General features: G+C 30.1%; 29 protein-coding genes. 3 read left to right on the forward strand and 26 right to left on the reverse strand.

Features of this window, described 5'->3' with window-relative positions:
* Nucleotides 1-14: 14 nt before the first annotated feature.
* Nucleotides 15-551: a hypothetical protein gene (locus ACF3NF_RS00550; protein WP_394023288.1), complete on the reverse strand. Its 537-nt coding sequence runs from the start codon at nucleotides 549-551 to the stop codon at nucleotides 15-17.
* A complete protein-coding gene (dut, locus tag ACF3NF_RS00555; RefSeq protein WP_394023290.1) occupies nucleotides 551-982 on the reverse strand; it encodes a dUTP diphosphatase in 432 nt (143 codons plus the stop codon). The genes ACF3NF_RS00550 and dut overlap by 1 nt, the downstream gene beginning before the upstream one ends.
* Before the next feature lie 86 nt (nucleotides 983-1,068).
* Between dut and pepT the strand changes: the two genes are divergently transcribed.
* Nucleotides 1,069-2,289, forward strand: coding sequence for a peptidase T (pepT, locus tag ACF3NF_RS00560; RefSeq protein ID WP_394023292.1), 1,221 nt, complete (start codon nucleotides 1,069-1,071; stop codon nucleotides 2,287-2,289).
* A 56-nt stretch (nucleotides 2,290-2,345) separates the two neighbouring features.
* A complete protein-coding gene (locus ACF3NF_RS00565; RefSeq protein WP_394023294.1) occupies nucleotides 2,346-2,633 on the forward strand; it encodes a hypothetical protein in 288 nt (95 codons plus the stop codon).
* A gap of 33 nt (nucleotides 2,634-2,666) precedes the next feature.
* Here ACF3NF_RS00565 and ACF3NF_RS00570 read toward each other — a convergent pair whose 3' ends face one another.
* The 20 genes from ACF3NF_RS00570 to ACF3NF_RS00665 form a co-directional block, all read right to left on the reverse strand.
* Nucleotides 2,667-3,899 (reverse strand): peptidase U32 family protein, encoded by a 1,233-nt coding sequence (locus tag ACF3NF_RS00570; RefSeq protein ID WP_394023296.1) that lies wholly within the window; start codon nucleotides 3,897-3,899, stop codon nucleotides 2,667-2,669.
* Between the two features lie 2 nt (nucleotides 3,900-3,901).
* Nucleotides 3,902-4,528: an O-methyltransferase gene (locus tag ACF3NF_RS00575; protein WP_394023298.1), complete on the reverse strand. Its 627-nt coding sequence runs from the start codon at nucleotides 4,526-4,528 to the stop codon at nucleotides 3,902-3,904.
* Nucleotides 4,500-6,194, reverse strand: coding sequence for a ribonuclease J (locus ACF3NF_RS00580; protein WP_394023300.1), 1,695 nt, complete (start codon nucleotides 6,192-6,194; stop codon nucleotides 4,500-4,502). The genes ACF3NF_RS00575 and ACF3NF_RS00580 overlap by 29 nt, the downstream gene beginning before the upstream one ends.
* A gap of 12 nt (nucleotides 6,195-6,206) precedes the next feature.
* Nucleotides 6,207-6,635 (reverse strand): Fur family transcriptional regulator, encoded by a 429-nt coding sequence (locus ACF3NF_RS00585; protein ID WP_262122267.1) that lies wholly within the window; start codon nucleotides 6,633-6,635, stop codon nucleotides 6,207-6,209.
* Nucleotides 6,625-6,867: a DUF1292 domain-containing protein gene (locus ACF3NF_RS00590; protein WP_262122266.1), complete on the reverse strand. Its 243-nt coding sequence runs from the start codon at nucleotides 6,865-6,867 to the stop codon at nucleotides 6,625-6,627. Before ACF3NF_RS00590 ends, ACF3NF_RS00585 begins: the two co-directional genes overlap by 11 nt.
* Entirely contained in the window at nucleotides 6,860-7,279 is a 420-nt protein-coding gene (ruvX, locus tag ACF3NF_RS00595; protein ID WP_262122265.1) for a Holliday junction resolvase RuvX, read from the reverse strand. The genes ACF3NF_RS00590 and ruvX overlap by 8 nt, the downstream gene beginning before the upstream one ends.
* A complete protein-coding gene (locus tag ACF3NF_RS00600; protein WP_394023303.1) occupies nucleotides 7,272-7,532 on the reverse strand; it encodes an IreB family regulatory phosphoprotein in 261 nt (86 codons plus the stop codon). The genes ruvX and ACF3NF_RS00600 overlap by 8 nt, the downstream gene beginning before the upstream one ends.
* A gap of 10 nt (nucleotides 7,533-7,542) precedes the next feature.
* Nucleotides 7,543-10,158, reverse strand: a complete 2,616-nt coding sequence (alaS, locus tag ACF3NF_RS00605) for an alanine--tRNA ligase (protein WP_394023305.1) — start codon at nucleotides 10,156-10,158, stop codon at nucleotides 7,543-7,545.
* Complete coding sequence (locus ACF3NF_RS00610) at nucleotides 10,155-10,565, reverse strand: RrF2 family transcriptional regulator (protein ID WP_262122262.1); 411 nt, start codon at nucleotides 10,563-10,565, stop codon at nucleotides 10,155-10,157. The genes alaS and ACF3NF_RS00610 overlap by 4 nt, the downstream gene beginning before the upstream one ends.
* A gap of 8 nt (nucleotides 10,566-10,573) precedes the next feature.
* Complete coding sequence (locus tag ACF3NF_RS00615) at nucleotides 10,574-11,197, reverse strand: helix-hairpin-helix domain-containing protein (RefSeq protein ID WP_394023308.1); 624 nt, start codon at nucleotides 11,195-11,197, stop codon at nucleotides 10,574-10,576.
* Nucleotides 11,198-11,227: 30 nt separating this feature from the next.
* Nucleotides 11,228-11,536, reverse strand: a complete 309-nt coding sequence (gene rsfS, locus ACF3NF_RS00620) for a ribosome silencing factor (RefSeq protein WP_394023310.1) — start codon at nucleotides 11,534-11,536, stop codon at nucleotides 11,228-11,230.
* Complete coding sequence (gene yqeK / locus ACF3NF_RS00625) at nucleotides 11,529-12,083, reverse strand: bis(5'-nucleosyl)-tetraphosphatase (symmetrical) YqeK (protein WP_394023312.1); 555 nt, start codon at nucleotides 12,081-12,083, stop codon at nucleotides 11,529-11,531. Before yqeK ends, rsfS begins: the two co-directional genes overlap by 8 nt.
* Nucleotides 12,076-12,672 carry a nicotinate (nicotinamide) nucleotide adenylyltransferase gene (gene nadD / locus ACF3NF_RS00630; RefSeq protein ID WP_394023314.1) on the reverse strand — a complete coding sequence of 199 codons (597 nt, stop codon included), beginning with the start codon at nucleotides 12,670-12,672 and terminating at the stop codon, nucleotides 12,076-12,078. The genes yqeK and nadD overlap by 8 nt, the downstream gene beginning before the upstream one ends.
* Nucleotides 12,673-12,681: 9 nt before the next feature.
* A complete protein-coding gene (yhbY, locus tag ACF3NF_RS00635) occupies nucleotides 12,682-12,966 on the reverse strand; it encodes a ribosome assembly RNA-binding protein YhbY (RefSeq protein ID WP_262122257.1) in 285 nt (94 codons plus the stop codon).
* A gap of 8 nt (nucleotides 12,967-12,974) precedes the next feature.
* Complete coding sequence (obgE, locus tag ACF3NF_RS00640; RefSeq protein WP_394023317.1) at nucleotides 12,975-14,255, reverse strand: GTPase ObgE; 1,281 nt, start codon at nucleotides 14,253-14,255, stop codon at nucleotides 12,975-12,977.
* 53 nt (nucleotides 14,256-14,308) lie between these two features.
* Nucleotides 14,309-14,602, reverse strand: a complete 294-nt coding sequence (gene rpmA, locus ACF3NF_RS00645; protein WP_316043768.1) for a 50S ribosomal protein L27 — start codon at nucleotides 14,600-14,602, stop codon at nucleotides 14,309-14,311.
* Between the two features lie 10 nt (nucleotides 14,603-14,612).
* On the reverse strand, nucleotides 14,613-14,924 hold the full coding sequence (locus tag ACF3NF_RS00650) for a ribosomal-processing cysteine protease Prp (protein WP_394023319.1): 312 nt from the start codon (nucleotides 14,922-14,924) through the stop codon (nucleotides 14,613-14,615).
* Nucleotides 14,924-15,238 (reverse strand): 50S ribosomal protein L21, encoded by a 315-nt coding sequence (gene rplU / locus ACF3NF_RS00655; protein WP_262122255.1) that lies wholly within the window; start codon nucleotides 15,236-15,238, stop codon nucleotides 14,924-14,926. Before rplU ends, ACF3NF_RS00650 begins: the two co-directional genes overlap by 1 nt.
* A gap of 108 nt (nucleotides 15,239-15,346) precedes the next feature.
* The gene (thiI, locus tag ACF3NF_RS00660; RefSeq protein WP_394023322.1) at nucleotides 15,347-16,507 is read right to left on the reverse strand and encodes a tRNA uracil 4-sulfurtransferase ThiI; all 1,161 of its coding nucleotides are present in this window, start codon (nucleotides 16,505-16,507) and stop codon (nucleotides 15,347-15,349) included.
* Nucleotides 16,507-17,625, reverse strand: a complete 1,119-nt coding sequence (locus ACF3NF_RS00665; RefSeq protein WP_394023324.1) for a cysteine desulfurase family protein — start codon at nucleotides 17,623-17,625, stop codon at nucleotides 16,507-16,509. Before ACF3NF_RS00665 ends, thiI begins: the two co-directional genes overlap by 1 nt.
* Nucleotides 17,626-17,723: 98 nt before the next feature.
* Between ACF3NF_RS00665 and ACF3NF_RS00670 the strand changes: the two genes are divergently transcribed.
* On the forward strand, nucleotides 17,724-18,629 hold the full coding sequence (locus ACF3NF_RS00670; protein WP_394023326.1) for a ribonuclease H-like domain-containing protein: 906 nt from the start codon (nucleotides 17,724-17,726) through the stop codon (nucleotides 18,627-18,629).
* Here ACF3NF_RS00670 and ACF3NF_RS00675 read toward each other — a convergent pair.
* The 4 genes from ACF3NF_RS00675 to ACF3NF_RS00690 are packed head-to-tail and all read right to left on the reverse strand — an operon-like array spanning nucleotide 18,624 to nucleotide 21,146.
* Entirely contained in the window at nucleotides 18,624-19,301 is a 678-nt protein-coding gene (locus tag ACF3NF_RS00675) for a uracil-DNA glycosylase (RefSeq protein ID WP_394023328.1), read from the reverse strand. The two genes, ACF3NF_RS00670 and ACF3NF_RS00675, sit on opposite strands and share 6 nt — an antisense overlap.
* Complete coding sequence (gene lspA, locus ACF3NF_RS00680) at nucleotides 19,298-19,747, reverse strand: signal peptidase II (protein ID WP_394023330.1); 450 nt, start codon at nucleotides 19,745-19,747, stop codon at nucleotides 19,298-19,300. The genes ACF3NF_RS00675 and lspA overlap by 4 nt, the downstream gene beginning before the upstream one ends.
* The gene (locus ACF3NF_RS00685) at nucleotides 19,744-20,511 is read right to left on the reverse strand and encodes a YlmH/Sll1252 family protein (RefSeq protein WP_394023332.1); all 768 of its coding nucleotides are present in this window, start codon (nucleotides 20,509-20,511) and stop codon (nucleotides 19,744-19,746) included. The genes lspA and ACF3NF_RS00685 overlap by 4 nt, the downstream gene beginning before the upstream one ends.
* A gap of 23 nt (nucleotides 20,512-20,534) precedes the next feature.
* Nucleotides 20,535-21,146, reverse strand: coding sequence for a cell division protein SepF (locus ACF3NF_RS00690; RefSeq protein ID WP_394023334.1), 612 nt, complete (start codon nucleotides 21,144-21,146; stop codon nucleotides 20,535-20,537).
* Nucleotides 21,147-21,160 lie beyond the last annotated feature (14 nt).

A 21,160-nucleotide genomic window follows, 5' to 3' on the forward strand; every position in this document is an offset into this window, starting at 1 on the left:
CCTGAGGTGAGCATCTACTCTATATCTATAGTCTTAACATTTCTGATCCATGAGGCAGATGAATCTGCACTGGAGTCTATTAATAATAATTTTCCATTAATTGGATTCAAATCAAAAACTGGACTACCATCTATCCTGTATACCAAGTAAACTCTTTCTGGCTCTAAGGCTGCAGACATAGAAATTCTTTTTTGTTTTCCGTCATTGTCTTCGATTGATATAAAAGCTCTATCTTTTAGATTGATATTTAAATCACCTATAATCTTATCAATGGAAACACCTTCAATTTCTACTTTTTCAAGTCCATTATTAATGTTTACTGTCTTTTTCTCGCCACCTAAATCTCTTATTTCTTTTAAAGTTAGGGAATCTAGTTGGTCTCCACTACCTTTTACAATTAATATTTCATTATCATATTTAGCTATAGCATTTTCTATATTTCTATTACGTATATAAGCCCCTATAAGAATTATAGATAAAATTGCTATAGATGATATTATAATCCTATACTTGTTTTTCTTTAACTTTTTATTAATTTTTCTTCTATCCATTATCTGCCAGTGGAACCAAATCCACCTTCACCCCTATCAGATTCATCCAGATGATCAACAACTTCAATATCGAATTGTTGATACGGTTGTATAACAAGTTGTGCTAATCGATCACCATTTTTAATAACCTGGGCTTCATCCCCATAATTATAAAAATAAATCATAATCTCACCCCTATAATCAGAGTCAATAACTCCTACGGTATTAGCAAGCATTAACTTTCTTTTTACACCTGTAGATGAACGTGGATACACAGCTCCAAAATATCCTTGGGGTATTTGTACTTTGAGACCTGTATCAATCTTTACAGTTTCTTTTGGTTTTATTTCTATATCTTCTTTATTTGAACAATATAAATCTATGCCCGCTGACTCAGCTGTAGCATATCCTGGTATTCTATTATCTGTTACAATTTTTAATTTTTCAGTCATATTATCACCTTCACTAAAGATTAATATACCAATTATTGGCCAAAATTACAAAGGAAAGTATAGTTAATTTAAGAAAAGAGGTATATATGGAAAAAATAACTCAAAGATTTTTAAAATACATTTCTTATGATACAAAAAGTGACCCAGAAAACGGAGAAAATCAAAAACCTTCTTCACCAGGTCAATGGGATTTAGCTAATGAATTAAAGAAAGAATTAGAAGAATTAGGTCTAGAAGCTACTATTAATGATGAGGCTTTTGTTTTTTCTGAAATCAAAGCAAATACAGACAAAAACTTACCAAAAGTGGGTTTTATCTCACATATGGATACTTCACCAGAAATGCCAGGTAAAATAGATAATCCACAAATAATTGAATACAAGGGTGGAGATATAAAACTAAATGATAAACGTTCATTAACTGTAGAAGACTTCCCAGTTCTAGAAGACTTAGAAGGATTAACATTAATAACAACACGTGGAGAAACTCTCCTAGGAGCTGATGATAAGTCAGGTATTGCTGCAATTATGAATATGGCAGAGTATTTTGTAAATCATCCTGAAATTGAGCATGGTGATATAAAAATAGCCTTCACACCTGATGAAGAGATAGGAACTGGAGCTGATACGTTTGACGTAGAGACTTTTGGTGCTGATTTTGCTTATACTATAGATGGTGGCTATCTAGGAGAATTAGAATACGAAACTTTTAACGGTGCAGGTGCCAAAGTAAAAATAAAAGGAAAGTCAGTACACCCAGGTTCTGCTAAAGACACTATGATTAATTCTACATCAATTGCTTTTGAGTTTGATAGACTACTGGGAGATGTTAAGCGTCCAGAACATACAGAAGGCTATGAGGGTTTCTATCATTTAATTGGCATAAATGGAGATATTGAAAATACCAAAATGGAATATATTATACGCCACCATGATAGGAATGAATTTGAATCAATGAAAAATCAATTTATTTTAAATAAAGATTATCTAAACAACAAATACGGTGATATTATTGAAGTAGAAATCAAAGACAGCTATTACAATATGGGTGAAATCTTAAAAGATAAACCAGAAATAGTTGGATATGCAAAAACAGCTATGGAAAATTTAGGAATCGAACCAATTATTAGTCCAGTACGTGGTGGAACAGATGGGTCTAAACTATCATTCATGGGCTTACCTTGTCCAAATATTTTTGCTGGCGGTCTAAACTTCCATGGAGTATATGAAATTCTCCCTATTGAATTTTTAGAAAAATCATCAGAAACAATAATTGAAATAGTAAAAGTAATTGCTAAAGATTGTTAAGTATTATATAATGATGTTGGGTATAATATTATAAAATGTATAAAGGAGTTTTTAATATGACTGAAGAAAAAAGATACGATGAAGAAGAACAAAAAGTAGAAGATCCTAAAACAGGTCAAGAATCAGATTCTAGCCAATATGAAGGTGATGAAGGATTAGAAGATGTTGCTAATAATCTTGATGAAACAGAAATAAGCAGCGATCCTGATGTAAAATATCATACAGATACAGAATACAGAAACACAGATGTTGATGAAGCTGGATATGTTTCTGGCCCAACAGCTGAAGGTAGAAGAACAAGAGTAGACGAACTTCCAGAAAATCCTTCAGAAGATGCAGAATAATAATATATAAAAAAAGAGCCGTTTGGCTCTTTTTTATTCGTTAATTACACGTCTTAGCATGTCTCCTTCTTCTAAAGGTAGGTTTATGGTCATATAAATTTTTTCTTTTGGTTTATTAGCAACTTCAAGCTCTTCGCCTTTGGCATTTCTTATACTATCTATAGTGTATTCAAAGAAATCTTTTGAATTTCCAAATATTTCTATATCTTCACCTGGGAAGAATCTATTTCTTTGTTCAATAATTGCTTGTTTTGTTTCTGGATTGTATTCTAATACTGTACCTATAAAATCATATTTTCTAATGTATGATGAATTTTCGTATATTTGATCTTCTCCATCAGGTTTTTTGTGGAAGAATCCTTTTGTGTAATGTCTGTGACTAGCTTTTTGTAGTTCATTAAAATATTTTTCTACTGTTTCATCATTATAATTGCCCTCGTAATAAGCATCTATCACCTGTCTATAAGACCTAATTACAGTTGCAACATAAAATGCAGTTTTCATTCTTCCTTCAATTTTAAAGCTATCTATCCCTGCTTCAATTAGTTTATCCAATTCATCGATTAGGCAAAGATCCTTAGAGTTCATTATATAAGTTCCAGACCCATCTTCTTCTATCGGATAATATTCTCCTGGTCTATTTTCTTCTTGGATAGAATATTTCCATCTGCATGCTTGAGAACAATCACCCCTATTTGCGTCACGACCTGTCATATAGTTACTTAATAGACATCTACCTGAATAAGAAATACACATAGCTCCATGTACAAAAACTTCTATTTCTAAATCTTTTGGAGTATTGTTTCTAATTTCAATTATTTCTTCTAGTGACAATTCTCGTGCTAAAATAACCCTCTTTGCCCCCATTTTATGCCAAAAATTAACTGTGGCAGAATTAGTAACTGACGCTTGAGTTGAAACATGGAGTTCAATGTCGGTTAGTTCTTTTGCTATAGAAAATATTCCCGGATCTGAAATGATTAGGGCATCTACGCCTATTTCATCTAAATATTTTAAATAATCTTCAAGACCAACCATATCCTCATCGTGGGGTACAATATTCATTGTAATATGAACACGAACTCCATTGTCATGAGCATAATCAACAGCTTTTTTCATAGCATTACGGTCAAAGTTTTTGGCATTTGCACGTAAACCAAAGCTATCTCCTGCCATAAAAACTGCATCTGCACCAAACTTAATAGCAGCTTCTAATCTTTCCATATCCCCAGCGGGGGCAAGTAATTCTACTTTTTTATCTGTCATTTTCACTCCTTAATACTTAAAGTTAAACCATCACCTATTGGAATTACCGCAGATTGAAAATCATCTCTATCCATAACATAGGCTAGGTAATTTCTCAGTCTTTTTACAATGGTAATCATGCGCTTATCAACATAATCATCATTTAAAACCATTCCTTTAAATAATACGTTATCGGCTATTATAATACCACCATCATTTATAAGTTTAGATGTTTTTTCAAAATATTCGATATAGTGTGCTTTATTTGCATCTATAAAGACAAAATCAAAGCCTTGATGTAAATCATCTAAGGCTTTTTGTGCATCTTTGTTTATTAAATTTATATTTTTATCATTTATTTTAAAATTTTTTTTAGCAATTTCAGCAGCTTTTGGATCAAGCTCAATGGTGGTTATTTCTGCATTGGTATACTTTTCAAATACAAGGGCAGAATAGCCTATGGCTGTACCAATTTCTAAAATTGATTTTGGTTTTTGATTTATTAGAATAGTTTTTATAAACTCTTTAGTCTCAACATTCATTATAGGGACATTATTATCCAATGCGTAATTGCGTAAATCTAAAAAATCCCTATCCTCAATTAATTTTTCTAAATACAGACTAGTATGAGGATAATTTATATATTTCATTATTTTCTACTTCTGAAATTACAGGTAAGATCATTGGATCACGGCCTAGTTCATTGTAAAGATAAGATTTTAAATCTTCTCTAATTTGATATTTAATTTGGCTAATTGCTCTAATTTCTTCTTTTTGACATTTTTCAAAAGATCTAATAACTACTTCTTTTGCATTTTCAATAATATCTTGGTTTTCTTTTACATATACAAATCCACGTGATACTATTTCTGGACCTGCTAGAAGAGTTTGTGTATTTCTATCAAATGTAATTGATACTACCATTAATCCATCTTCTGATAAGTGTTTTCTATCTTTTAAAACTATATTCCCAACATCACCTATACCAGACCCATCTACAAGAACATTTCCTGCTTGTATTTTACCTGCTAAATTAGCAGATTTTTTAGTAAATTCTAAAACATCTCCATTTTCTAATATATGAATATTTTGTTTATCCATTCCCATAGAAACGGCAATGTCTTCATGTGTTTGAAGTTGACGAGCTTCACCATGGGCTGGAATTAAGAACTTAGGTGTTGTTAGTTGATACATTAATTTTATTTCTTCTTGGCAAGCGTGGCCTGATGCATGTACTCTAGCTAAGGATGAATAAATAATATTTACACCAAGTTTGGTTAATTTATTTATAACATTGTTAATTGCTATTTCATTTCCAGGTATAGCAGATGATGAAAGTATTACTGTATCAGTTTCGTTTAAGTGAACTTGTTTATGTTCACTATTTGCCATACGAGTTAATGCTGATAAAGGTTCACCTTGAGTACCTGTCGATAATACAACTATTTCATCGTCAGCATAATTTTTGATATTTTTCATCTCAATTAACGTATTATTTTTAACTTTTAAGTATCCTAGATCACTTGCAATTTTTACGTTATTCATCATAGACCTACCAGAAAGCGCAACTTTTCTATTATATTTTTCAGCTGCATATATAATTTGTTGAACCCTGTGCAAGTTTGATGCAAATGTTGCAACAACGATACGTCCAGTAACTTGTCCAAAGATTCTTACAAATGTGTCTCCTACTTCTTTTTCACTAATAGAATATCCTGGTCTTTCAACATTTGTAGAGTCACAATATAGGGCTAAAAGTCCTTTTTTGCCAAGTTCCGCAATTCTTTGAATATCTGTAGGGTCACCATCTATAGGTGTAAAATCCATTTTAAAGTCACCTGTAAATAAAATTGTACCAACTGGAGATTTAACTGCTATAGCACATGAATCTGGAATTGAGTGGCTTACTCTAATAAATTCTAGGCTTAGTTCTCCAACTTTAACTTTATTATTTACATTAACCATCTTAATTTTATTTGGATTTAACCCGTGTTCTTTAAATTTATTTTCTAATAAACCCTTGGTTAGTTTCGAACAATAAACATTTGTATCGATATTTTTTAGAAAATATGGTATAGCTCCAATGTGGTCTTCGTGACCGTGGGTTACAAATATACCACCTAATTTTCTTTTATTTTCTTCTACATAGGTAAAATCTGGAATTACTATATCAACCCCTAACATTTCTTCATTAGGAAAAGTTAATCCACAATCAATCATAACCATATCGTTGCCGTATTCGACAAGAGTACAGTTCTTACCTATTTCTTGTAATCCCCCTAGAGGAATTACTCTCAGTTTTTTTTCATTTGACATTTTTACTCCTTATTATTTTCTGCAATCGGAGCAAATTCCATAAATTCTTAATGAATAATTTTTTAATTCAAAATCATAATTTTCTTTTAATGAATCCGCCAACTTTTCTTTTGATAAAAATTCATCTTCTATAATTTTGCCACAATTTGTGCAAATCATATGATCATGGTGATCATTGATAGGATCTATAAGCTCATAAGTGTAGGCTTGATCGGTAAATTCTTGTTTGTTTACAATTCCTAATTCTTCAAATAAATTTAAAGTCCTATAAATCGTAGCGATCCCTACCTGTTTATTTTCAGCATGCACCTTTGAAAATAATTCTTCTGGTGTAACATGCTTTGGTGAGCTATCCTTAAGTACATTAAAAATTATTTCTCTTTGCCTCGTAAATTTCTGATTATTATCATCAAAAATTTTGCGAATTTCGTTAGTTTCCATTATCTTCTTCTTTCATTTCTTCATACAAACTAATGATTTCATCTAGTTCTTCTTGATTTTCAATTGATTTAAAGAATACTTCATCTCCGTTATTAATGACTTCCATAATCATTATCAATTCATCATCATTTTGTTGTAAAGCACAGAAATTTTTGTCATCTACTCCGAAAGTATCTATTATATTAAATTCGACTTCATTATTATCTTCATCATATAAAACAATACTATCCATTCTTTCTCCTGTCTAAGTATGTTTGTAGAATGAAGCTGGCAGCTATCTTATCGATATGTTCTTTTCTATTTTCTCGTCTGACATCCATATCAATTAAAACTCGTTCTGACTGTAAGGTTGTCATCCTTTCATCTTGATATATGATTTCTTTATCAGTTTGTTTTTTCAATAAATCTACAAAACTCATAACTTTCATAGATTGAGGTCCAATAGAGTTATTCATATTTTTTGGCAGGCCAACTACTATTGTTTCTACATCATTTTCATTTATTATTTCTACAAGTCTTTGTATATCTAGACTAGCTTTTTTTCTTTTGATTGTTTCTAGTGGATTAGCTATCAAAAACATAGGGTCGCTTAAAGCAACCCCAATTGTTTTATCCCCCACATCAAGACCCATTATCCTAGTCATTGATATAATTGTTTAATAATTCTTCTAATATTTCATCACGATCAACAGCACGTATTAGTTTACGAGCTCCATTGTGAGCAGTAATATATGTTGGATCGCCTGATAGTAAGTATCCTACGATTTGGCTAGATGGTTTATAACCCTTTTCATCAAGCGAATTATAAACAGTAGTTAAGATTTCTCTAATATCTTTTTGATCTTCTCTTTCTGGTTTAAAAGCAATTGTTTCATTTAAGTTATGTTTTTCAGTCATAATAACTCCTTTAAATGATTTCACGTGCTTTGTTCAAAGCATCGTCAACTTTAGAAATATCTTTTCCTCCAGCTTGAGCAAAATTTTTCTTGCCTCCGCCATTACCACCTGCTATTTGGCTAATTTCTCTAACAATTTTGCCAGCATCATATCTATCAGTTAAATTATCATCAACAGTCACTGTGAAAATTATTTTATTATCTACTACGCTTGCAAACACAAGTATTAGATTGTCAAAGTTATTTTTTAATCTATTTTCATAGTCACGTAGCTCATCCATTGATGCATTATCAAATTTATGAATCAATATATTTAAATTGTCTTTATTCTCAATAGATTGCTCTAAATCTTTATAAATATCTTTATTAGATGATGATTTTAATCTCTTAATTTCATCTTTTTGATTTTCAATTTCTTCTTTTAATGAGCTTATTTTTTGTATAATTGCATTTGGTTTTGCATTTAAGCTTTCAGCTATTTCAGTTAAATCTTGTTTCTGATTTTGTAGTAGCTCATAAACTTTTTTGCCGGTAATAGCTTCAATTCTACGAACGCCTGCTGATACAGATGATTCTGATACTATTTTAAAGATTAATACTTCAGAAGAATTATTTACATGGCACCCACCACATAATTCTATCGAATAATCTCCTATAGAAACTACTCTTACTTTATCTTTGTATTTATCTTCAAATAATCCTATAGCTCCCATTTCTTGAGATTCTTTGAAACTAACAATTTGTTTATTAACTGATAGTTGTTCTCTAATTTTTTCATTTACTATATCTTCAATTTTTCTTTTTTCTTCATCAGTTAATGACTCATTATAAGTAAAATCAAATCTTAGTTTATTTTCATCTACTAAGGAGCCTGCTTGTTTAACACCATCGCCTAATACATCACAAAGTGCTTGGTCAAGTAAGTGGGTTGCTGAGTGATTTCTTGTTATATCATATCTACGTTCTTTGTCTACTTCAAAGACATAGGTTTGATTAATTTCAACTTTTCCTTCTAATACTTCAACAGTATGGAAGTAAACATCATTTTTCTTTTGTACATCAGTTACTTTTACTTTTGTATTATCATTGTAAATATACCCAGTATCAGCTACTTGGCCACCACCTTGAGCATAAAATGAAGTCTTATCGGAAACTACTATACCACTTTGACCTTCATTTAGCGATAGTTTAGATTCACTTTCATCAAATATTTTTGTAATTTGAGCTTCAGTGATTAAAATATCATATCCTATGAATTCTGTGGGATTAATTCCATCTGTAATGATATTATCTAGTGACCAACCAGAGTCAGATTTACGAGCATTTCGAGCTAATTCTCTTTGATTTTCCATTTCTTCATTAAATTTAGCTTCGTCCAAATCAAAATCTTCTTCATTTAAAATATCTTTGGTAAGATCAAGTGGAAAGCCATAAGTATCGTAGAGTTTAAATGCTTCACTTCCATCAAGGACAGTTTGACCATTACTTTTCATATCATCAATTAATGAATTCAATCTTTCTAGCCCTGAATCAATAGTGTGTTGGAATCTGTCCTCTTCTTCAGTAATTACTTTTACTATATTATCTTTATTATATATAAGTTCTTCATATTCTACTTTGTAAGCTTCAATAACTTCAGAAACTATTTTAGATAAAAATTCGCCTTCAATACCCAACAATTTACCATGTCTATATGCACGTCTAATAAGTCTTCTTAAAACATAACCACGTTTTTCATTAGATGGTAAGACACTATCAGATACTAAGAATGTCATAGCTTTTGCATGGTCTGCAATAACCCTTATAGATACGTCAGATTTATTATCAGCTTTGTATTTTACCCCTGATACTCTTTCAATTTCAGAAATAATGTCTTGGTTAACATCAATTTCAAAAATATTGTCTTTTTCTTGTAGGATCATAGCAATTCTTTCAAGACCCATGCCAGTATCTATATTTGGATGAGCAAGTGGAGTATAGTTACCTTCAATATCTCTATTAAACTGAGTAAATACTAAGTTCCAAACTTCAAGAAATCTATCTGAATTATCATTTCCAGGAGCATTGTCATTTTCATCAATAGCTCTATGAGCTCCCCTGTCTACATAAATTTCTGAACATGGACCACATGGACCTACCTCTAACTCCCAGAAATTTTCGTCTTTATCTTGTTTTAAAATTCTATCAGGGTTTATGCCAATTTCATCTTTCCATATATTATAAGCTTCTTCATCCTCATAATACACTGTGACCCACAAATCCTCTTGAGCAATTTCTAGTTTACCTGTCAAAAATTCGTAAGCCCAAGTTATAGCTTCTCTTTTAAAGTAATCACCAAATGAAAAATTCCCAAGCATTTCAAAGTATGTTCCATGGCGTTCAGTTTTTCCGACTCTTTCAATATCACCGGTTCTAACACATCTTTGTGAAGATGTTGCTCTATTATTTTTCATTTTCTTTTCACCAGTAAAATATTGTTTTAGTGGAGCCATACCTGCATTTATTAACAATAAAGATTCATCATCCTGGGGGATTAATGGGAAAGATTTTAATATAGTATGTCCTTTTTCATCTCCAAAAAAATCAATATATGCTTTTCTAAGATTATTCATTCCTAAATTTTTCATTTATTTACCTCAAGTCTGTTATTTAAAATTACATCTAAAGTTATGGAATCAATTGTATCATTTATCGCTTCATCTATTTTATAAAAAGCAAAATAAGCATTACACTTATCATCGCAATGTCCATCTTGATAGCATCCTGTAACATTCCAGTTGCCTTCCAAAACTCTTATAACTTCTCCAACTGTTATTTTATCTGGATTTCTTGTTAACCTATATCCACCTTTTGGTCCTCTAATAGATTCAACTAATTGTTCGTTTTTTAATATTCTAATTAATTGCTCAAGGTAATTTTCCGAAAGGCTTAATTTTTCGGCAATTTCAGATACTGGTATATAACCCTTCTCCTCATGCTCAGCTAGGTAACAAATAGCCCTTAATCCATACCTACTTCTAGTTGATAATTTCATTTAACCACCTATACTGTTATTAAATCTTGCATGGCTTGGTAAAATTTTTCGCCAATGCCAGTTACATTTTTTATTTCTTCAATTGTTTCAAATTTTTTGGTATCTCTATATTCTATTATAGCTTGAGCTCTTTTATCTCCTATGTTTGGCAGTGTCATTAGCTCTTCTTTGCTAGCTGTATTTATATTTATTTTCCCATTTTCAGATATAGAATCCGGCTTTGAAACTAATTGATCAGTATTTGTAGAATTTTCATTTAGGATTTCATTTTTATTAGGTATGTAGATTTTCATCTGATCTTCTAGTTTCATTGCCAAATTTAGAGAATTACTATCTGCATCTGGACTTAGACCACCAGCTTGCTTTATCAAATCGTCAAGTCTGTCTCCTTCTTTTACCTCATAGACGCCTTCTCTATTTATTTGGCCATTTATATGTACTTTTATATCTTCACTTTGTTGGGATTTATTTTCATCAATACTTTCAATATTAAAATCATCTTCACTTTCTAGTAAAGAGACCTTATTATCAAGTAAATCAGGAGATTTATTATTTACAAAATTATTCCCTAAAACTACTGCAAGGGCAATAATTAAACCTATTATAATTTTATCTTTATTCTTACTTTCCATTTCTATGATACCAAAAGATTTATAAAAAGATTACTCTTCCCATAAATCATCTATACCGTAAAATTCTCTTTGTCGTTGAGTGAAAATGTGGATTATGATATCATCTGCATCCATCAGAATCCATTCGCCTTCTCTAAGTCCTTCTTTAGATAAAAGTGTAAAACCATTTTCTTCTAGTTTTTCTTCTATATAGTCAGCCAAAGCCTTAGTTTGGATAACAGATGTACCTGTAGCTATAACAAAAGTATCAGCTATTGATGATTCTTTAAGTTCTAAGACATTTACATCTTCTGCTTTTCTATCATCTAAAACTTTTAATATAATATCTAATTTATTCATTTTTCTCCTTAATTAAGAAATTTCTTGCTTCAATTGTAAGTGGATGAATTAAATCATTTTTTTCAATAATATAATTTATATTGTGGTTTAAAGAAAAGATTATCGCTTCATTTAGATTCTCTTTTGATAATTTTCTTAATTGATTTGCGCCTGGATAATCTCTTTTTGGTTCAATAGCATCAGCTAAATATATTATTTTTTCTAAATCTGACATATCAGCCTTTGCAGTTGTGTGATATCTAATCGCATCCAAAACTTCAGTATCGTTTATATTATACTCTTTTTTTGCAACTTCTGCTCCTAAAAATGAATGCAAAACAGCCTTATATTGTAATTGATAGTTTTCGATACTTTCCCCATATAATTTTAAGTATTTTTCTTCGTTGTATTTGGCGCAATCATGTAAAATTGCAGCACTTTTAACTTTATCAATATCGATGTTATTATTTAATTCTAGAGCAGTTTCCATAACTCTTATGCAGTGTTTATATCTTTTTTCACCGATATCGTTTAACAATTTATCTTCCCATAAATCAAGATTAAACATATAAGTTGTACTCCTCTATTATTTTTTTAACAGGGTCGGTAACTAGATATTTTATACTTTTATTATCTTTAACCAAATCACGTATTAAGGTAGATGAAATATTGATATTTAAATTATCAATGAGGTAAATTTTAGAATTGTCCTTCTTTATTAATTCAACTTTTTTTACTAAGTCGCTATTCTCATCGATACTAGTTCTAGCAAAAACAATTAGATTGTCATTTAAGATTTTTTCATAGTTTCGCCATGAATCAATAGTCATAAATGAATCCTCACCCATAATGTAATAAAACTCGTGTTCTGGATATTTTTTCTTAAAATAGTCCAAGGTTTGATGAGTATATTTTACACTATTATCATTTGCTTCGTATGTCGATAACATTAATTTATCATTGTCTTTGATAGCAGCTTCTACCATCTGAATTCTGATTTTTGTGTCAGTCTTTTTCTTGTTTTGCTTATGTGGCGGATTGGAGCTTGGAAGTACAATTATTTTATCTAAGTCCATAAAATTAAGTGTGTTTTCCATAACAATCAGATGTCCGACATGAATAGGGTCAAAAGTTCCGCCGTAAAGTCCTATTTTCATTTTTATCCTTTAAAGTCCAAATTTATTATCATCGTTTTTTCTGTATATAGTAAATATATTACCCACATGATTAACAAATTCTGCATTTAATTTATCAAGCAATTCACTTAATATATCCTTTGGATCATCCATATTATTATTTAAAATCTTTATTTTAATTAATTCGCGTGCTTCCAATGCTTCATCTGTCGCTTTGATTACATCATCAGTTAATGAAAATTTTCCAATATTAATTACCGGTTTATAATCATGACTTTCAGCTTTAAGCATGGCGCGTTGTTTACCTGTAAGCATTTTTTCTCCTATTCGTAATATTCAAAGACAATGTCACCCACTGCAACACTATCTCCTTCTTCTATTCCCATTTCTTTTAATTTATCAAAAACTTCCATTTCTCTAAGTTTACTTTCAAAATACATTCTAGAATCATAGTCTTCTAAATTTACCCTCTCAAGAAGGTTATCTATTCTTTTACCAAAAACAACAAAAATTTCATTGTCTTTTGCAAATTGAAGGTCATATTCAATTTCTTTATTATAATATTCTTCAAGGAAGTTTTCATCAATATTTTCTATTAATTCGTATTGGGATTCTTCAGATTCTAGTAGTAAATCGTAAGTTGCATCTAGTAAATTCTTAATTCCATCTGTTGTTGCTGCAGAAATTTTAAAAATTTGATATTCATCTTTAAATTCCTCTATGAATTTTGAAGCATTTTCATTAAAGTCTAGATCAGATTTATTTAAGGCTACAATCATAGGCTTTTTAGAAAGTTTATCGTTGTATAGTTTCAATTCTTCGTTTATAAGTCTAAAATCTGCAATAGGATCACGGCCTTCTATCCCTGATATATCTACCAAATGAACTAATACCCTACATCTTTCTATGTGTTTTAAGAAATCATGACCTAAGCCTTGACCTTCGTTAGCTCCTTCAATTAAACCTGGTATATCAGCCACTATGAACGAACGTTCGTTATCAATATTTACAACTCCAAGATTTGGGTCAAGAGTTGTAAAATGATAATTTGCAATTTTTGGTTTTGCAGATGTAATTACAGAAATTAATGTTGATTTACCAACATTTGGCAAACCTACTAAACCGACATCAGCTAGAACCTTTAATTCCATAACAAGATCAATTTCTTGACCTTTTTTTCCGTTTTCTGCAAACCTTGGTGCTTGACGAATAGAGTTTTTAAAGTGAACATTACCCCTACCCCCTTTACCACCTTTAGCAATCACAAACTCTTCATTGTCAATTTTAAAATCTTTTATAATTGTATTGGTTTCAGCTTCTCTTAAGATGGTTCCAACTGGGACTTTTAATATTAAATTTTCGCCTTTTTTACCGAATTTTTTGGATTTTCCACCTGGTTCTCCATTTTCAGCCTTATATTTAGTTTTGTATTTAAAATCATCAAGAGTGGATAGGTTTCTAGTAGCTTTTATTATTATGCTACCTCCATCTCCCCCGTCACCACCTGCAGGCCCACCAGTTGGTTCATATTTTTCACGTCTCCAAGCTACAGCTCCATTGCCACCATCTCCTGCTTTTAGACTTATTTTTGCAAAATCTATCATACAAATTTCCTTTCATATGAAAAAAAGTCTGCCGAAAAGGCAGACTTAATTTTTTAAGCTATATCTTGTTTTGGATAAACAGAAACTTGTTTTCTGTCACGTCCTTTTCTTTCAAATTTTACAATTCCTTCGCATGATGCGTATAGAGTATCATCTCCACCTCTTTTAACGTTGTTACCTGGGTGAATTTTTGTTCCTCTTTGTCTAACGATGATTGTTCCAGCATTTACAAATTGACCATCAGCTCTTTTTGTACCAAGTCTTTTGCTTTCTGAATCTCTACCGTTTTTAGAAGAAGATACCCCTTTTTTACTTGAAAATCTTTGTAAGTTAATATTTAAAATCATTTATATCTCCTTATATTATAGTTTTGTAAGCTTCTACAAAGTCACTATAACTTTGTGTTAGTGTCCAAATACCTGTGCTAAAAGTATTTAAAATTACTTCTGAATCGTGAGATGGATTATCTACTAATAGTTTCATAGTTTCTTCATCATCACTAAATTCTACCTCATAATCGTAACTATCAAGAGAATTTACAGTTGTATAAGCTAGCATAGATACTGCTGCGCAAACTATATCTTTACCGTGTTCATCATAGTCTGCATGGCCAGTAATTTCAAATCCTTTGAAAATGTCTTTGTTATAGATTAAATTTACTTTAATCATTAGTTAGCAGAGATGCTATCAATTTTTACTAAAGTATAAGGTTGTCTGTGACCTTGTTTTTTTCTATACATTTTTTTAGGTTTGTATTTGAAAACTACAATTTTTTTGTCTTTGTTTTGATCTTCTACTGTTGCAGAAACTTTAGCGTTTTCTACAGTTGGTGCTCCAACTTTTACATCGCTGTCATTAGCAACTAATAGAACTTCATCAAATTCAACAGTTTCGCCAACTTCGTAAGGAAGTTTTTCAACTCTTACTAAGTCCCCTTCTGATACTTTATATTGTTTGCCACCTGTTTTGATAATTGCGTACATGGGCTCCTCCTTGTTCTTAGATTCTCGCCAGCTTAGGTGATCAGTACCCACACTGAGCGGTTTACCATTAAATGATACTATCTTAGTAACTATTTGTCAAATAAAAACTTATATTTCTATAATTTCTATTGTCTCCAGTGCCTCATCTACTAATCTTTCAATATTGAGATTTTCTTCTGATCTTTCGATATATTTGAGTTTTGGTTTTGTAACTGGCTTATCTGGAGCAAAGATAGAACAACAATCATCATATGGCTCTATGGACTTATCATAAGTTCCAATATCAATAGCAGTATTAATTATATCTTGTTTATCAAGACCGATTAATGGGCGTAATATTGGATAATTTGCTGAGTCTTCAATAACAGAAATAGATTCCAGAGTTTGGGATGCTACTTGACCTAGTGATTCTCCTGTTATAAATGCCTTAAATCCATATTTATCTGCAAGCTTATTCGATATTCTCATCATAAATCTTCTAGACAAAATAGTTGTTTCGCGTCTATCACAATTTGTTGCTATTTCTTTATAAATATTTGCTAGATTTATTGAAAAAACTTTAAGAGGACCTGTATATTGCGACATTAGTCTAGCTAAGTCTTCTGCTTTTTGGTGGGCTTGTTTAGAAGTAAAAGGATAAGAGTGAAAATGAACGGCATTAACCATCATTCCACGTTTTGCCATCATAAATCCTGCTACAGGTGAATCTATACCACCGGAGAGTAATAGTAAACCTTCACCGCTACTTCCTATAGGTAATCCTCCTAGGCCCTTGTGTCTTTTTGTATAGACATAAGCATTATTTTTTATATCTACGTACACTTTAATATCTGGATTATGAATATCAACTGATAAATTTTTAAATTCGTCTAAAAGCAAGTCTCCTAGATGTGCATTAAGTTTAGGTGAATCATATTCAAAAGATTTATCAACTCTAGTAGTTTCAACTTTAAAAGTATAATTTTTATCTTTATAATCTTTATTTATGGTATACTTTGCCGCTTGAAAAATATCATCAATATTTTTATTTACTTTATAAACTTCATCTATATAAGCAATACCAAAAACTTTTTCTATTTCCTTTACCAAAGCATCAAACTTATTTTCGTCAGCTTTGATATAAAGCTTAGCACTTTCTACATAGGTATCATCATAACCTATACTTTTAATATTTGATAGGATATGTTTTCGTGCATTATCAAAAAAATATTTTCTATTGGCTCCTTTTAAAAAAAGTTCTCCAAAGCTAATTGCTAAAAGTGATTCCATTACATAACCCTTCTTATTTCATCAATTGATTCTTTTAAAATTTTGACAGTATCTTCTAGTTCTTCTTTTGTATTTTCTCCCGCAAAAGAAAATCTAATAACTCCATCGCTATATTTATCATCTACATCTAAAGCCTCTAAAATCCTATTATTATTTCCCTTTGAACAAGCTGATCCGCTTGATACGAATATATCATTATCCTCAAGCATATGAAGTAGGACTTCTGATTTTATATTTGCAAATCCTACACTTAATATATAAGGAGAATAGTTTTCATCTGGAGTGTTAAATATATAATCACTTATATTTTTATCGATTAGTTTTCTCATGTATTTATTTAAATCGTCGACATAATTAAACTCATCAGCATCAATTTGTTCTTTTAATGCAGTTGCCATTGCAGAAATAGCAGGATGATTATCAGTACCGCTGGATACAACCTGTTGATGTCCTCCATGTAGTACAGGTTTTATTTTTTGAAGGATTTCTTTCCTAACGTAAAGCCCTCCAACTCCCTTTGGTCCGTGGAATTTGTGTGCAGAAAAACTCATTAAATCAACTTTAAGCTCATTTACATCACATGAAATTTTTCCCAATGCTTGTGTAGCATCTATATGAATTAAGATATTTTTATCAAATGATTTTACAATATTGCTTATTTTTCTGATGTCTTGAATAGTTCCTGTTTCATTGTTAGCATAAATAATTGAAACTAATTTAACATCATTTTGTAATTTATCTTTTAAATCTTCTATATCTATAAATCCATAATTATCATTTTTTAGGTAAATAACTTCTTTAAAAATATTGTTTTTAAAACTGTCATAAACTGATGAATGTTCAATTGAAGAAGTTATTGCAATATTATTTTCTCCACTTAATGATGAAATTACAATATTATTTGCTTCGGTTGCACCCTTTGTAAAATATATTTCATCTGGATTTGATCCTATTACGCTAGCAATAATTTCTCTTGATTCTCTCAAAAGATTACTAGATTTTAGTCCAAAAGTGTGAATTGATGATGAATTTGCAAAAGCTTCATCCTCTGCAAAAGCACGAGCTTGCTGAGCTTTTTTATAAATTTTTGTTGTTGCTGCATTGTCTAAATATATCATATAAACCTCATAAATCTTACATATTATTAATAACTTATAACCTAATTATAACATTATATTGGATAAAATTAAGATGGCAAATAAAGTATAATAGTAATATGATTACTTACAAAAAAAAATATTTTTCAGAAAATTTAAATAAAGATCAAATAATCTTAGATATTGAAACCACAGGTCTTGATCCACTACGTGATAATCTCGTCTTACTCGGATTTATAGTTTTTGAAGGCGAAAAATCCTATATTATTCAGTATTTTGCTGAAGATAATTTTGAAGAAGAAAGACTTCTTAAAATCTATTTAAAAATGACTACGGATAAAACAATTATAACTTACAATGGTGATAAATTTGATATTCCATTTTTAAATATCAGATTGGATAAATATGGTTTGGAACCAATATTTCCAGCTACTAAGGATATATATAAAACTATTTCTTCCCATAGAAAATATTTTACCTTCGAATCTATGAGATTAATGGATATGGAAAAACATATAGGCATTTTTAGAAATGATCCTAGTAGATACAAGGTTATTAGCAAACTTACAGAAGACATTAAAAAAAGGGATAAACCAAGGCCAATTATGATTCATAATGAGAATGACCTGATTGCTACTGAAAAGCTAGCTAACATAAATGATTATTTCACTAGGGAACTTTCTACTAATCTAGATGGATACATCATTAACTTAAAATCAGTGTGGATAAATAACGATATTTGTCAAATAATATTAGAATCAACAAAAACACTAACTGAATCCTATTTCTCTTCAAATAATTACGAATTAAGGACAAGTTCTAATACTATAGAAATTAATATTCAGATTTTATATGGGAGATTTGATGAAAAACATACCGGTTTTGTTACTTTAAATACTTTTAACTTTGAAAATGAAAGTCTAATGACCGTTGACCCAAATTTACTAATTATTAGAGAAAATTACCTTTATAACTATAAAAATATTTTAAATCTAAGCAAAAAAATAATTGAGAATCATTTATAGATTCTCAATCTGCCAATCTATAGGCTCTTGACCTATAGATTTTAAAAAGTTATTTGTTTTTGAAAATGGCTTAGATCCAAAAAATCCCCTATGAGCAGATAGCGGAGATGGATGGGTAGATTTTAGTATTAAATGATTTGGATTTGTAATTAACATTTCTTTTGACTGAGCGTTTCTACCCCATAAGATAAATACTATTGGCTTTTCTCTCTCATTTAATTTTTTTATAATATAATCAGTAAGTATTTCCCATCCAATTTTTTGATGGGAATTTGCCTGATGAGCTCTTACTGTTAGGGATGTATTTAATAGCAATACTCCCTGCTTAGCCCATTTTTCTAAATTTCCATTGTTTGGAATGTAGGTTTTAATGTCCTCATGCATTTCCTTATAGATATTTACCAAAGATGGTGGAGTTTTCACTCCTTTTTGCACTGAAAAAGCATAACCGTGTGCTTGACCAGGACCATGATAGGGATCTTGTCCTAGGATTAGAACTTTTACATCTTCATAAGAAACAGACTTTAAAGCATTAAAAATGTCATACATATCAGGATAAACTGTGTGGTTCTTATATTCTCCAATCAATTTTTTTCTAAGATTTTGATAGTATACCTTATCCCATTGATCTGCTAATATTATATCCCAATCATTTCCAATATTTACAGTCATATTTTTTCGCTTTCTTCAAAAAATATTAGGTAAATAATCATTAAAAAACTGCCAAGAGTGACAAATATATCAGCTATATTAAAAACCGGGAATTTTACAAAAGCAAATTCTATAAAATCTACAACATATTCATGGAATAATCGATCATAAAAATTACCAATAGCTCCAGATATAATCATTGCAAGAGCAATATTTAAAATTTTATGGTTTGTTTTGTAATTTTTTACGAAATAATATACTAAAACCGCAACTATTACTAGGGTTAATATTATAAAAAATAACCTACTATCTTGGAGAATACCAAATGCTGCACCCCTATTTTCAAGGTATGTAAAATTAAAAAGAGTTCCTTTATAAGGATTTTCTATAAAATTGTTTATTGCGTAAGATTTGCTTAATCTATCTAAGATTAAACCTATAATTATAAATACTATATATGCTGTCATTTTAACTTCCTATATGTAATGTGAGAATTGCCTTTTTTACTAGTTCCTGTAACTTCATCAAATATAAATCTACCCTCTCTTCTAATGGATATCATAGAATTTTCATTTATGATTTTACTTGGATCATCAATTATTTCGTAGTTAACTTTTACAAATTTTGACTTTATTAAATCTTTAGCCTTAGTTCTAGCTGTATTTATAAACTCAGATATTAGATTATCTAACCTTAATGATGAAACAAAGCCACTATGATTGGTAAAATCATCCAATTTTATATCCAAAGTATTATCTTTTTTGAAATCTATATTTATACTTTGTCTTTTTATTTTAGTTAGGTTATATTTTACAAAACTTGCTTCATCTTTTAATATAGCAAATTCACAATGGTTCCTATCAATTACTATATCTCCAATCGTTTCACGATCTAAATTTAGGCTCATAAGTGAACCTAGAACATCAGGGTGACTTAGGCCATCGTGGTCAAATTTTAAAATGCTTATATAATTTGATTCTATAATTGGCTCATAAAAGAAATTGGCGATAAATATTTTGCGCTCTGCCAAATCATTACCGCCTATAAATTTTATATCTATTTTGTTTTTATTTGCAATAGATTCTATAACTTCTTGCTCAAAAGGGTCCAAAAAAAAGCTATACTCTTCCATATTTTTATAATACGCTCTTTCTAATATAGCTATAGCTTTTTTTATTGAGGATTTTTTACTCTTATCATTTATAAAATCTAAGTTATAATCCAAACTCATATAAATTTATTTAAATTATGAACTTATAATTGATTATAGTTTCCATCTGATATTTGATCAGTTACAGTGCTGTCAACTTGTACACCTTTTGGACTGATTACAAAAATACCCTTTGTTACTCTCTCAACTGTACCATCTAAGGCATATACTGCACCTGATACAAAATCAAATATTCTTTGTCTCATATCAGCATCAACCATTTCAAGATTTAAAACAACAACTTTTTTATCAAGTATATCATTTATAACACTTGGAGCATCTGTTTCATAATCAAGAGGCTCTTGAATTGAAATTCTCATTGATGATTTGTTTGTAAAATTATTTTCTGTCATGCTAACTATATTATCTCCTCTTTTTGATGATCTTTTATAACTATCTGATGAGCTACTATTAGAATAAGGATCTGTATCATAGCTACTAGAATCAAAAGCATATGATGAATTTGATTTGCTATATCCACTTTCGTAAGTTACAGAATCATTTTTTTCTAGTGTGTCATCATCTAATAAATTTGTATACGCTTCTCTAGAAGATGTTTTGCTTTCTACTTCATCATCATTGTAATAAAGCTGTTCGTCATCGTAATCATCATAATTGTCGTCAATGCCAATAAAATCTTTAAACTTTTCAAACATAATATTCCCTTTAC

Origin of the sequence: Anaerococcus martiniensis, assembly GCF_043187485.1 — a bacterium.
Taxonomy (GTDB): Bacteria; Bacillota; Clostridia; order Tissierellales; family Peptoniphilaceae; genus Anaerococcus; species Anaerococcus martiniensis.